Here is a 12002-nt window from a genome sequence, read left to right as displayed (position 1 = left end):
TGCCGGCCGCCTGCAGCGGTTTTCCCTGTTGCATCAATGGGCTGGCGGCGGGGCCATGCCGCCGCCCCTGCCGCCCGGCCGTCGCACCCGGTTACAGGTTGGGCGCCAGCGCGCGCTCCAGCGTGGCGCGGTCCTCGTGGCGGCGCGCCGCCATGTCGTCGAGCTGGTCCTGGCCGATCTTGCCGATGGTGAAGTAGGTCGACTGCGGATGCGCCAGGTAGAAGCCGCTCACCGATGCGGCCGGCGTCATCGCCAGCGACTCGGTGATGCCCATGCCGATCTCGGGCGCGTTTAGGAACTCGAACATCGGGCCCTTGACAGTGTGCTCCGGGCACGCCGGATAGCCAGGCGCCGGGCGGATGCCGCGGTACGACTCGGCGATCAGCTGCTCGTTGGTGAGCTGCTCGCCGGCGTCATAGCCCCACAAGTCCTTGCGCACGCGTGCGTGCAGGCACTCGGCAAAGCCTTCGGCGAAGCGGTCGGCCAGCGCCTTGAGCATGATTGCGCTGTAGTCGTCGTGATCGGCTTCGAACTGCGCTTCCTTCTTCTCAACGCCCAGGCCCGCGGTCACGGCGAACAGGCCGACGTAATCGGCAATGCCGCTGTCCTTCGGTGCCACGAAGTCCGCCAGGCAACGGTTGGGGCGGCGCACGCCATCCACCACCGGACGCTCGCTCTGCTGGCGCAGGTTGTGCCAGGTCAGCGCGACCTTGCTGCGGGTCTCGTCGGTGTAGATCTCGATATCGTCATGGTTGACGGTATTGGCCGGCAGCAGCGCGATCACGCCGTTGGCGGTCAGCCAGCGGCCCTGGATCAGGCGCGACAGCATCGCCTTGCCGTCCGAGAACACCTTGCGCGCCGACTCGCCGACGATCTCGTCGTTGAGGATGTCGGGGAATTTGCCGGCCAGGTCCCAGGTCTGGAAGAACGGGCCCCAGTCGATGTAGTTGGCCAGTTCCGCCAGGTCGTAGTTGCGGAACACGCGCCGGCCGATGAACTTGGGCTTGGGCGGGACGTAGCTGCTCCAGTCGATCGGGGTCTTGTTGGCGCGTGCCTGCGCCAGCGTCACCATGGGCGTAGCCTTCTTGTTGGCGTGCTGGGTGCGGATGCGGTCGTAGTCGGTCTTCAGATCGTCCAGGTACTTGGCCGCACCTTCATCCGACAGCAGGCTCGACGCCACGCTCACCGAGCGCGAGGCGTCCGGCACGTACACCACCGGGCCTTCGTAGTTGGGCGCGATCTTGACCGCGGTATGCACGCGCGAGGTGGTGGCGCCGCCGATCAGCAGCGGGATCTTCTTTACGCGGAAGTAGTCGTCGCGCTGCATTTCCGAGGCGACGTAGGCCATTTCTTCAAGCGACGGCGTGATCAGGCCCGACAGCCCGACGATGTCCGCGCCCTCGACCTTGGCCTTGGCCAGGATCTCGTTGCACGGGACCATCACGCCCATGTTGACCACCTCGAAGTTATTGCACTGGAGCACCACCGACACGATGTTCTTGCCGATGTCGTGCACGTCGCCCTTCACGGTGGCGATCACGATCTTGCCGCGCGCCTTGACGTCGCCGCCGGCTTCGGCCAGCAGGCGCTTTTCTTCCTCGATGTAGGGCAGCAGGTGTGCCACCGCCTGCTTCATCACGCGCGCGCTCTTGACCACCTGCGGCAGGAACATCTTGCCGGCGCCGAACAGGTCGCCGACGATGTTCATGCCGTCCATCAGCGGGCCTTCGATCACCTCGATCGGGCGGCCGCCGCGCGCCTCGACCTGCTGGCGGACCTCTTCGGTGTCTTCGACGATGAAGGTGGTGATGCCATGCACCAGCGCGTGCGCCAGGCGCTCGCCCACCGGCACCGGCTGCTCGGGCGTGCCGCGCCAGGCCAGGTTTTCTTCCTTCTTTGCGCCGCCGCCCTTGAAGCGGTCCGCGATCTCCAGCAGGCGGTCGGTGGAATCTTCGCGGCGGTTCAGGACCACGTCTTCCACGCGCTCGCGCAGCTCGGGGTCAAGCTGGTCATATACGCCAAGCTGGCCAGCATTGACGATGCCCATGTCCATGCCCGCGCCGATGGCGTGGTACAGGAACACGGTGTGGATCGCCTCGCGCACCGAGTCGTTGCCGCGGAACGAGAACGAGACGTTGGACACGCCGCCGCTGACCTTGGCGTACGGCAGGTTCTGCTTGATCCAGCGCGTGGCCTCGATGAAGTCCACCGCGTAATTGTTGTGCTCTTCGATGCCGGTCGCGACCGCGAAGATGTTCGGGTCGAAGATGATGTCTTCCGGCGGGAAGCCGACTTCATTGACCAGGATGTCGTAGCTGCGCTTGCAGATCTCGGTCTTGCGCTGGAAGGTGTCGGCCTGGCCTTTCTCGTCGAAGGCCATCACCACCGAGGCGGCGCCATAGCGGCGGATCAGCGCGGCGTGGTGGCGGAACTGTTCCTCGCCCTCCTTGAGCGAGATCGAGTTGACCACTGGCTTGCCCTGCACGCACTGCAGGCCGGCCTCGATCACTTCCCACTTGGACGAGTCGATCATGATCGGCACGCGCGCAATGTCCGGCTCGGAGGCGATCAGGTTCAGGAAGCGAACCATGGCGGCCTTCGAGTCCAGCATGGCCTCGTCCATGTTGATATCGATGATCTGTGCGCCGTTCTCGACCTGCTGGCGGGCCACCACCAGGGCCTCGTCGAACTGGCCGTTCAGGATCATGCGCGCGAAGGCCTTGGAGCCGGTCACGTTGGTGCGCTCGCCGACGTTGACGAACAGCGTGTCGTCGTCGATGGTGAAGGGCTCGAGGCCGGACAGGCGCATCGGGCGCGGGGGGAGTTGGTTGTCGCTCATGTTGTCAGGCTCCGGCTCAGGCGGCGTCGCGGTACTGGCCGGGCCAGGTGCGGGGTTTCTTGTCGGCCACGCGCTCGGCGATGGCGGCGATATGCTCGGGGGTGGTGCCGCAGCAGCCGCCCACCAGGTTCACCAGGCCGGAAGCGGCGAATTCTTCCACCAGCGACGAAGTGACTTCCGGCGTTTCGTCGAAGCCGGTGTCGCTCATCGGGTTCGGCAAACCCGCGTTGGGGTAGCACGACACCGCGGCATCGCACACCTTGGCCAGTTCGGCGATATACGGACGCATCAGCGTCGCGCCAAGCGCACAGTTCAGACCGATCGTGATCGGCCGGGCGTGGCGCAGGCTGTTCCAGAACGCTTCCACAGTCTGGCCCGACAGGATCCGGCCCGAGGCATCGGTCACGGTACCGGAGATCATCACCGGCAGGCGTTCGCCGGTGTCCTCGAACAGCTGGTCGATGGCGAACAGCGCCGCCTTGGCATTGAGCGTGTCGAAGATGGTCTCGACCAGGAACACGTCGGCGCCGCCTTCCAGCAGGCCCTTGCCCTGTTCGTAGTAGGAATCGCGCAGCTCTTCGAAGGTCACGTTGCGCGCGCCCGGGTCGTTCACGTCGGGCGAGATGCTGGCGGTCTTGGGCGTCGGGCCGAAGGCGCCGGCGACAAAGCGCGGCTTCTCCGGCGTGCTGTACTTGTCGCAGGCGGCACGCGCCAAGCGCGCGGCCTCGACGTTCATCTCGTACGCCAGGTCCGCCATCTTGTAGTCTTCCTGCGCCACGCCCGTGGCACCGAAGGTATTGGTCTCGATCAGGTCGGCGCCGGCGGCCAGGTACTGCTCATGGATCTCGCTGATGACCTGCGGGCGCGTCAGCAGCAGCAGTTCGTTGTTGCCCTTGACGTCCACCTTGTGTTCCGCGAAGCGCGCGCCGCGGTAGTCCGCCTCGGTCAGCTTGTAGCGCTGGATCATGGTGCCCATGGCGCCATCCAGGATCAGGATGCGTTCTTGCAGCAGCCGGGGCAACTCGGCAGCCCGGGTGTAGGGGCGCGGCGCGGCCGCAGTGGATTCAGGGGCACTCATGGCGGGGACTCTGGAAAGGCGGGCCTGTAGCGTATCCATGGCTGGATCGGCGCCGGGCCGCTGCTGTGGCCGATGCTGGCCAAAGAGGGACGATTTTATCAGGTGTATCAAGGCCTTGCGGCTGCCCGCGGTGGCCGGCGGTTGCCTGTCCGGCCCGGTCGCGCCTACACTGAGAGACGTAACCGTCACCGCTCCCGGGCGCCTCGCGCTGCCCCCTTCCTTGCCCGACATGCAACATCTCTCCCCCGCCGACGCCCAGGACCTGCTGGCGCAATCGCCCGAGACGCTCTTTATCGACTGCCGCAGCGAGATGGAATACCTGTTCGTCGGCCATCCCAAGGGCGCGCACAACGTACCCTGGAACGACGGCCCGGACTGGGAGGTCAACCCGCATTTCGTGCAGATGGTGAAGAAGCTGGCGGGCCAGGCGTCGGCGCGGCCGGTGCTGCTGATCTGCCGCAGCGGCAACCGCTCGTCGGCGGCGGCGCGGGCACTGGAGGGCGCGGGCTTCTCCAACGTCCAGTTCGTGCTGCACGGCTTCGAGGGTGACCTCGATGCGCAGCGCCACCGCAACACGGTCAACGGCTGGCGCCATGACGGGCTGCCGTGGGAACAATACTGAGCGCGGCCCGCGACGCCCGCCACCAACAAAAACGCCCGCCGAAGCGGGCGTGATCGTTCCAGGCAAAGCCGCTCAGTGCATCACCAGCGGGTGCATCATTACATTGTCGAACTTGCCGAGAAAATCGTCGACTTCCTCCACGGATGGCTCGCTTTCAATCAGGCGTTTGACGTCGGCGCGGAAGCTCTCGGCCAGATGGCCGCCGAGGAAGATTTCGCGCTTCAGGTTCTTGTCGACGATTTCATAGCCACCGAACTCAAGCGGCGCCTGATCGACATCCGCACCAAATTCCACGATGCAGTAGTTGTCGCTGTTGTAGATCATTTGCATGGCACACCTCCTGGGCGTCATGGATGGGCGGCATGCCCTTGTGGTTCTTGCCTCAGTTGATGCCGTGAGGGGGCGCCGCGGCTTTACCTCCAAACTTGGGGTGACCGGCGGGAAATCAAGTTATTGGTGCGGGTCACCTCGTTGCCACGATTTTCTGCCTTACATAGATTGGGCATCGGCCAATGCAACAAGTTTCTTGAGCCTTCCACATCAGTGTGTTGCTTGTCACGGAACGTCGCACTGCCCCCCGCATGCGGCATTCCCAAGAAAGGCGTCCAGCGCGGCATGGAAGCGCTCGGACTGCTCCACGTGCACCAGGTGCGCCGCTTGCGGCACTACCTCGAGCCTGGCACCGGGGATGGCCGCGGCGATGCTCTGTGCCATCGCCACGGTTGCGCCCTGGTCCTGCTCGCCCGCTACTACCAGCGTAGGACAATGAATGCGGGAAAGCGCGCCGGCGAGGTCAAAAGCCATGATCGCCTCGGCCACACCCACATATCCACGTACCGGCGTGCCCACCAGCCTGTCGCGAATGCGCGACACCTGGTCGCGATGCGCCTCATGGAAGGACGGCGTCAGCCAGCGCCCGAGGGTGGCATCGGCCATGCCGGCCATGCCATGTGCCTCGGCCTGGCCGATGCGGTTGTGCCACATCGGGTGCGCCTCCATCGGGGTCTGGCTGTTGGTGGCCACCAGCGCCAGCGACAACAGCCGCTCGGGATGGCGCAGCCCCATGGTCTGCCCGATCATGCCGCCCACGGAAATCCCGCAGAAATGCGCCTGCGGGATCTGCAGCGCGTCCATCACCGCGACCACGTCGTCGGCCAGCCGCGTCATGGTGTAGGGCCCGAGCGGGGCGTCGCTGGCGCCGTGGCCGCGCATGTCAGGGCGCACCACGCGATAGCGGCCCGCCAGGTGCTGCGCGGTGGCGTCCCACAGCGTGTGGTCGGCCGCCAGGGCGTGGGCCAGGATCACCCAGGGCCCGTCCGCCCCGTCCACGCGCACGTGCAGGTCTGCGCCTTCGGCGTGGATGCGGTGGGTTTCGACGGGTGGCGTGGCAACGGTCATGGCTGGGCTCCTTTCGGTTGGATGATGCGTCGGGAGGCGCGCGCCGCGGTCCTACTGCCCTTCCTTGCCGCGGTACACCAGGTCGATCTGGGTGCCGTCGGGCTCGGTCTGGCGCAGGCGCACCGGCATCCAGCCCAGCGACTGCGCCAGCCAGAGCTCGACGCGGCGCCGGTCATTGGCTCGGCGCTGCAGTCGCACAAAGTGCTTTGCGCGTATCACGCCGCGGCCGGTCTCGATCTCGTCCTCTCCAACATACTGCACTTGCATGGGTTCCACATCCCGCGTGTCGGCCACAAGGAACGTTTCCGTCACTCCCGGAGTGGCATATCGCTGGGGATTGCCGCGCACCAGCCCCACCAGCTGCAGAAATACGCTGAAGCGGTCCTGTGCGCCGGGCGGGAACTGGGCTTGCGTGCCCGAGGCAAGCACCGCGGTGCCGGCCGCGGCATCGAAACGCGAGCTCTCGGTCTTGTTGCGGCGGCGTTCTTCGTAGCGTTCCGGCAACAGTCCCTGCACGGCCATCGCGCCGCCGCTCTGGAAGGCAAAGCGGAACCACAACACGCGGGTTTCGACCGCCAGCCGGTAGCGGCTGCCGTCCTGCTCCCAGCGGATCAGGCCGTCGGGGTTCTGCACGCCGTTGACGAAGCTGGCGTAGTGCATCGTCGCCGACGGCGGCGGGTCGTAGCGCACGCCATCGACGCCGCCCTGCGGGCCGCCGGATGGCGCGGCGGCAGGGGTGGCAGGCTTGGCCGCGCTGCCTTCGCCGCCGGTGCCCGAAGCCATCTCGGCCGGGCCCTGCGGGCTGGTGGCGAGCGGGGGAGCGGGTGCTTCCTGCGGCTCGGGTTGCGGGGCCGGCGCGGCCGGCCTGGGCTGCGGGCGCGGCACCGGCCGCGGCGCGGGCGGGGCTGGCGGCCTGGGCGGCGGCAGCAGCACCGCTTCCAGCGTGGGCGTGCTGCTGACATCCACCGGGATCAGCGGCCCCGGCATGCGCACAAAGCCCACTACGGCCAGCACGTGGACCAGCAGCACCAGGGCGATCACGATGATCCAGCGCCGCCGGCGCCAGACGCGGGGATCCGCGCCGGGCCGGGCGTGGAGACTAGGATTGGCCGGTTTCTCCGGCCGGGGTGGCTGCACCAAGGTAGCCAAGTTCCGATGAGAGCTGTTGGGCGATGTCACGGATGCGACGATCCATCGTACCGCCCCATTCTGCATCGAATATGCTTTGCGCGCCCAGTACGATCAGCCCCATGGCCAGGTGGCCGTTGGCGTTGAACACCGGCATCGAGAATGCATTGATGCCCGGCAGCACGCCGCCGAGCGTGCGCGCCGCGCCATGCGCGCGCACCTCGGCGCAGATCGCGTCGTAATCGGCCAGTGAGCGCGGCATGTCGGGCAGGCCGTCATTGCCACGTGCGCCCAGCTCGCGCTCGATCAGCGGCAGGGTCTGCTTGCGCGGCAGGTAGGCGCCGTAGAGCCGGCCGGTGGCTGAGTTCAGCATCGGCATAACATCGCCCAGGCGCAGGCTGACGGTGACGGGATGGCTGGACTCCTCCCAGTGCACCACGGTGGGACCGTGGTTGCCCCACACGGCAATGCCGGCGGTCAGGTCCAGTTCATCGCGCAACTGCGACAGGATCGGGCGCGCCTTCTTGACCGGATCGAGACGGTTCAGCCCGGCCAGGCCCAGTTGCAGCGCGAACGGGCCCAGGTCATAGCGCCCGCTGACGGGGTCCTGCGCCACCGCACCCAGCCGCATGAAGCTGACCAGGTAGCGATGGGCCTTGGCCGGGTTCATGCCGGCCGCGGCGGCCAGGTCGCGCAGCATCATCGCGCGCGGCGACACCGCCAGCGCCTGCAGCAGCCTGAAGCCCACCTCGATGGACTGGATGCCGGAACGCAGCTTGGTGTCTTCTTCTTCGATCTCTGACATGCGGCGGATGGTTGGCTATCCCCGGGGGCGGGGGAAATTCGTAGGTAAATTTACTATAGCGAAATCGATTTACCAATTTTTAAGCCATCGGTAGACTTTCCTCGCAACAGACTTGGCCGGCGGCGTGCCTCTCGTGCAAGCCCGCCCGAACCGGGCCCCTTTTTAACACGGAGACAACCGATGCGCCCCCTTGGCTACTTTCGCCCCGCCCTCGCCGCATTGACGGCCGGTACCCTGCTTGCCGCCCTGTTCACCGCCAGCGCCCCCGCGCGCGCCGACGACTGGCCGTCGCAGCCGATCCGCTGGGTCGTGCCCTATCCCGCCGGCGGCGGCACCGACGTGGTGGCGCGCACCGTGGCCCAGGCCATCACCCCGGGGCTGGGCAAGCAGGTAGTGATCGACAACCGCCCCGGCGCGGCCACCATCGTCGGCGCCGATGCCGTGGCGCATGCCAAGCCCGACGGCTACACCGTGCTGACCGCCGACACCGCCACGCTGGCCGCCAATCCGTCGCTATACAAGAAGCTGCCGTACAACCCGGACAAGGACTTCGTCTACATCGGCCAGCTTGCGCGCTTCCCGCTGGTGCTGGTGGCCAATCCCAACTTCCCGGCGCGCACGCTCAAGGAAGTGGTCGAGTACGCGCAGAAAAACCCGGGCAAGGTCAATTTCGCCTCGCCGGGCGCGGGCAGCCCGCACCACCTGGCGATGGAACTGTTCATGGACCAGACCCGGGTCAAGATGACGCACGTGCCCTACAAGGGCGCGGCGCCGGCGGTGCAGGACCTGCTCGCGGGCCAGGTCGACCTGATGTTCCTGGACCTGGCCTCGGGCCAGCAGAATGTGCAGGCCGGCAAGCTGCGCGCGCTCGGCGTGGCCACGCCCAAGCGCCTTACCGTGCTGCCCAGCGTGCCGACCGTGGCCGAGGGCGGCGTGGCCGGCTTCGAGGCCTACGCCTGGCAAGGCATGGTGGCGCCGGCCGGCACGCCCAAGGCCGTGGTCACGCGCCTGAACGCCGAGCTGGTCAAGGCGCTGAAGACGCCCGAAGTGCAGAAGAAGCTGGAAGGCGTCGGCGTGGAGGCGGTCTACAGCACGCCTGAGGAATTCGCCAGCTACGCGCGCGCCGAGGGCGAGCGCTGGGGCAAGCTGATCAAGGCCAAGGGCATCACCGTCGACTGACTGGCGCGGGCGGGCCACGGTAGACTAGCGGCCATTGCGCCGGCCCCGCGGGCGCCCCCGATCCCTACCGCACTGCATTCATGAAACTCGCAACCCTGAAGGACGGTTCGCGCGACGGCCAGCTGGTGGTCGTGTCGCGCGACCTGAAGACTGCCCACTACGCCACCGACATCGCCGGCAAGCTGCAGACCGTGCTGGACGACTGGCCCTTCTATGCGCCGCAGTTGCAGGACCTGTACGACGCGCTCAACGCCGGCCGCGCGCGCCACCCCTTCCCGTTCGCCCCCAGGGACTGCATGGCGCCGCTGCCGCGCGCCTACCAGTGGGCCGACGGCTCGGCCTACGTCAACCACGTCGAGCTGGTGCGCAAGGCGCGCGGCGCCGAGATGCCGCCCGAGTTCTGGACCGACCCGCTGATGTACCAGGGCGGCTCGGACGACTTCGTCGGTCCGCAGGACGATATCGTCTGCGCCAGCGAGGCGTTTGGCATCGACTTCGAGGCCGAGGTGGCCGTGATCACCGGCGACGTGAGGATGGGCGCCACGCCCGAGCAGGCCGGCGAAGCCATCCGCCTGGTGATGCTGGCCAACGATGTCTCGCTGCGCAACCTGATCCCGGCCGAGCTGGGCAAGGGCTTCGGCTTCTTCCAGAGCAAGCCGGCCACGGCGTTCTCGCCGGTGGCGGTGACGCCCGACGAACTCGGCGAGGCCTGGTGCGAGCGCAAGGTGCACCTGCCGATGACGGTGCACTGGAACAGCAAGAAGGTGGGCCAGCCCGACTGCGGCACCGACATGGTGTTCGACTTCGGCCAGCTGATCGCCCATATCTGCAAGACCCGCAATGTGCGTGCCGGCAGCATCGTGGGCTCGGGCACGATCTCCAACGTCGACCGCAAGAAGGGCTACTGCTGCATCGCCGAGAAGCGCATGCTGGAAACCATCGATGAGGGCAAGCCCGTGACCGAGTTCATGAAGTTCGGCGACGCGGTCAAGATCGAGATGTTCGACGCGCAGGGCCATTCGGTATTCGGCGCGATCGACCAGTTGGTGGCAGCGGCCTGACGCACATTGGGGCCGCGGGGTGCGGTGGCGAGCCGGATGTGCATATAATTAACCGACCGATCGGTTGGCAAATAACGATGCATGCGGCGCGCCGCTAACCCGTACCTCTCAGGCCCCCAATGACTACCCCCACCGCTGACTCCACACCCCTCTCCCCCCGCTACGAGCGCTATCGCGCACTGACGCTGCGCCGCCACGGCCCCATCCTCGAAATCATCATGGGCGCGGCCCAGTCGGCCAACCAGAAGCTGGCCACGGCGGACGCCAACATGCACCGCGAGCTGGCCGAGATCTGGCGCGACGTATCCGCCGACCCCGAGGTGCGCGTGGCGCTGATCCGCGGCGAGGGCAAGGGCTTCTCGGCCGGCGGCGACCTGGCCCTGGTCGAGGACATGGCCAACGATTTCGAGACTCGCACCCGCGTCTGGCATGAGGCGCGCGACCTGGTCTACAACGTCATCAACTGCGACAAGCCGGTGGTCTCCGCCATGCACGGTCCCGCCGTCGGCGCCGGGCTGGTGGCCGGCCTGCTGGCCGATATTTCGATCGCGGCCAGGACCGCGCGCATCGTCGACGGCCATACCCGGCTGGGCGTGGCTGCGGGCGACCATGCCGCCATCGTGTGGCCGCTGCTGTGCGGAATGGCCAAGGCCAAGTACTATCTGATGCTGTGCGAGTCGGTCAGCGGCGAGGAAGCCGAGCGGATCGGCCTGGTCTCGCTGGCGGTGGAAGAGGACGAACTGGTGGCGCGCGCGTTCGAGGTGGCCAACCGGCTGGCGGCCGGGTCGCAGACCGCGATCCGCTGGACCAAGTATGCCCTCAACAACTGGCTGCGCATGGCCGGCCCCGCCTTCGATACCTCGCTGGCGCTTGAATTCATGGGCTTTGCCGGCCCCGACGTGCACGAAGGCATGGCGAGCCTGCGCCAGAAGCGGCCGCCACAATTCAGGTAACGACGACGCAGCCGCCGGCCCGACGGGCCCTCCTGGCCAATCCCGGGGCTGCGCCGCACACGGAGCGCTCGACCATGTTCGGACAGATTCCCGATTTCACCAACGGCTTCGACTTCATGCGCCGGCTGTGGGGCAGCGGCAGCGGCATGCCCGCCGGCCTGATGCCCGGCCTGCAGGCGATGACGCCGCCGATGGACCTCGACGACCTCGACAAGCGCATTGCCGACCTGAAGGCCGTGGAGAGCTGGCTGCAGCTGAACACCAACCTGCTGCGCACCACCATCCAGGGCCTGGAAGTGCAGCGCGCCACGCTGGTGGCGCTGCAGACCTTCGGCAACGCGCTGTCGCCCGAATCCATGCAGTCCGCCATGGAGAACGTCGCGCGCGCGGCCAACACGCCCAGTGCCGCGGCGCCGGAGCGCGCCGCCGGCGCGGATGCCGGCAGCGGTGCGCAACCGGAGCCGCCTGCCGCCGAGCACCCGCAGGCTGCGGCAAGCGACACGGATTCCACCTTGCCACCCAACGCCGCGCTGTGGTGGGACCTGCTGCAACAGCAGTTCAACCAGATCGCCAGCAGCGCCGCCGCGGCCAGCATCGCCCCGTTCGGCATGGGTGGCTTCGGCGCCGCGGCCGGCCCCGAGGCCGCAGCGCAAGCGCCCGCTGCAAAGCCGAAGACGGGCGCGCCCGGCAAGGCCGCCTCCGCCGGGACGGGCAAGCCTGCCGCGAAGAAGGCGCCGGCAAAGAAGGCGCCGGCCAAAAAGGCAGCCAAGGCAAAGCCGGCCAAGGACGCGGGCAACGGCGATGACAATGGCAAGAACGGAGGCAACAACGGCGGCGGCAGCCACGGCGCCAACGGCAGCAGCGCAGCCTGACAGCCAAAACGCCCGACAATTCGTCCACGCCAACGCAATGCACCGCGAGTCCTTCCCGCCCCCACCC

At 67.5% G+C, this 12002-nt stretch carries 11 protein-coding genes; 5 read left to right on the top strand and 6 right to left on the bottom strand.

Annotated elements, in window-relative coordinates:
- Positions 1-91: 91 nt before the first annotated feature.
- Together metH and RS901_RS06975 are read right to left on the bottom strand one after the other, a co-directional pair.
- Positions 92-2839, bottom strand: a complete 2748-nt coding sequence (gene metH, locus RS901_RS06980; RefSeq protein WP_316152326.1) for a methionine synthase — start codon at positions 2837-2839, stop codon at positions 92-94.
- Between the two features lie 16 nt (positions 2840-2855).
- Positions 2856-3917 (bottom strand): homocysteine S-methyltransferase family protein, encoded by a 1062-nt coding sequence (locus tag RS901_RS06975; protein WP_316152324.1) that lies wholly within the window; start codon positions 3915-3917, stop codon positions 2856-2858.
- Positions 3918-4146: 229 nt separating this feature from the next.
- On the opposite strand from RS901_RS06975, the gene RS901_RS06970 reads away from it, so the two are divergent.
- Positions 4147-4539 carry a rhodanese-like domain-containing protein gene (locus RS901_RS06970; protein WP_010812890.1) on the top strand — a complete coding sequence of 131 codons (393 nt, stop codon included), beginning with the start codon at positions 4147-4149 and terminating at the stop codon, positions 4537-4539.
- 72 nt (positions 4540-4611) lie between these two features.
- Here RS901_RS06970 and RS901_RS06965 read toward each other — a convergent pair whose 3' ends face one another.
- The 4 genes from RS901_RS06965 to RS901_RS06950 form a co-directional block, all read right to left on the bottom strand.
- Entirely contained in the window at positions 4612-4869 is a 258-nt protein-coding gene (locus tag RS901_RS06965; protein ID WP_010812891.1) for a BTH_I0359 family protein, read from the bottom strand.
- Between the two features lie 225 nt (positions 4870-5094).
- Positions 5095-5937 carry an alpha/beta fold hydrolase gene (locus RS901_RS06960; protein WP_316152317.1) on the bottom strand — a complete coding sequence of 281 codons (843 nt, stop codon included), beginning with the start codon at positions 5935-5937 and terminating at the stop codon, positions 5095-5097.
- A gap of 51 nt (positions 5938-5988) precedes the next feature.
- Entirely contained in the window at positions 5989-6978 is a 990-nt protein-coding gene (locus RS901_RS06955; RefSeq protein ID WP_316152315.1) for a DUF3108 domain-containing protein, read from the bottom strand.
- Between the two features lie 58 nt (positions 6979-7036).
- Positions 7037-7870: an IclR family transcriptional regulator gene (locus tag RS901_RS06950; RefSeq protein ID WP_316152312.1), complete on the bottom strand. Its 834-nt coding sequence runs from the start codon at positions 7868-7870 to the stop codon at positions 7037-7039.
- A gap of 180 nt (positions 7871-8050) precedes the next feature.
- Between RS901_RS06950 and RS901_RS06945 the strand changes: the two genes are divergently transcribed.
- The 4 genes from RS901_RS06945 to phaM all read left to right on the top strand — a co-directional run bounded on the left by RS901_RS06945 (position 8051) and on the right by phaM (position 11935).
- A complete protein-coding gene (locus RS901_RS06945; protein ID WP_316152310.1) occupies positions 8051-9049 on the top strand; it encodes a tripartite tricarboxylate transporter substrate binding protein in 999 nt (332 codons plus the stop codon).
- A gap of 80 nt (positions 9050-9129) precedes the next feature.
- A complete protein-coding gene (locus RS901_RS06940; RefSeq protein ID WP_316152308.1) occupies positions 9130-10110 on the top strand; it encodes a fumarylacetoacetate hydrolase family protein in 981 nt (326 codons plus the stop codon).
- 119 nt (positions 10111-10229) lie between these two features.
- Positions 10230-11063 (top strand): enoyl-CoA hydratase/isomerase family protein, encoded by an 834-nt coding sequence (locus RS901_RS06935; protein ID WP_316152306.1) that lies wholly within the window; start codon positions 10230-10232, stop codon positions 11061-11063.
- Positions 11064-11137: 74 nt separating this feature from the next.
- A complete protein-coding gene (gene phaM, locus RS901_RS06930) occupies positions 11138-11935 on the top strand; it encodes a polyhydroxybutyrate granule multifunctional regulator PhaM (protein ID WP_316152304.1) in 798 nt (265 codons plus the stop codon).
- Positions 11936-12002: the final 67 nt, after the last annotated feature.

This window comes from Cupriavidus sp. BIC8F (genome assembly GCF_032465815.1).
GTDB classification, from domain to species: Bacteria; Pseudomonadota; Gammaproteobacteria; order Burkholderiales; family Burkholderiaceae; genus Cupriavidus; species Cupriavidus necator.
This window is presented reverse-complemented; position numbering and strand designations above follow the sequence as displayed.

What these genes read in the sequence shown, in the direction of transcription:
- RS901_RS06970 (WP_010812890.1), top strand. Translation starts at nt 4,147, where the DNA reads ATGCAACATCTCTCCCCCGCCGACGCCCAGGACCTGCTGGCGCAATCG.
- RS901_RS06950 (WP_316152312.1), bottom strand. Translation starts at nt 7,870, where the DNA reads ATGTCAGAGATCGAAGAAGAAGACACCAAGCTGCGTTCCGGCATCCAG.
- RS901_RS06960 (WP_316152317.1), bottom strand. Translation starts at nt 5,937, where the DNA reads ATGACCGTTGCCACGCCACCCGTCGAAACCCACCGCATCCACGCCGAA.
- metH (WP_316152326.1), bottom strand. Translation starts at nt 2,839, where the DNA reads ATGAGCGACAACCAACTCCCCCCGCGCCCGATGCGCCTGTCCGGCCTC.
- RS901_RS06940 (WP_316152308.1), top strand. Translation starts at nt 9,130, where the DNA reads ATGAAACTCGCAACCCTGAAGGACGGTTCGCGCGACGGCCAGCTGGTG.
- RS901_RS06965 (WP_010812891.1), bottom strand. Translation starts at nt 4,869, where the DNA reads ATGCAAATGATCTACAACAGCGACAACTACTGCATCGTGGAATTTGGT.
- RS901_RS06945 (WP_316152310.1), top strand. Translation starts at nt 8,051, where the DNA reads ATGCGCCCCCTTGGCTACTTTCGCCCCGCCCTCGCCGCATTGACGGCC.
- RS901_RS06935 (WP_316152306.1), top strand. Translation starts at nt 10,230, where the DNA reads ATGACTACCCCCACCGCTGACTCCACACCCCTCTCCCCCCGCTACGAG.
- RS901_RS06975 (WP_316152324.1), bottom strand. Translation starts at nt 3,917, where the DNA reads ATGAGTGCCCCTGAATCCACTGCGGCCGCGCCGCGCCCCTACACCCGG.
- phaM (WP_316152304.1), top strand. Translation starts at nt 11,138, where the DNA reads ATGTTCGGACAGATTCCCGATTTCACCAACGGCTTCGACTTCATGCGC.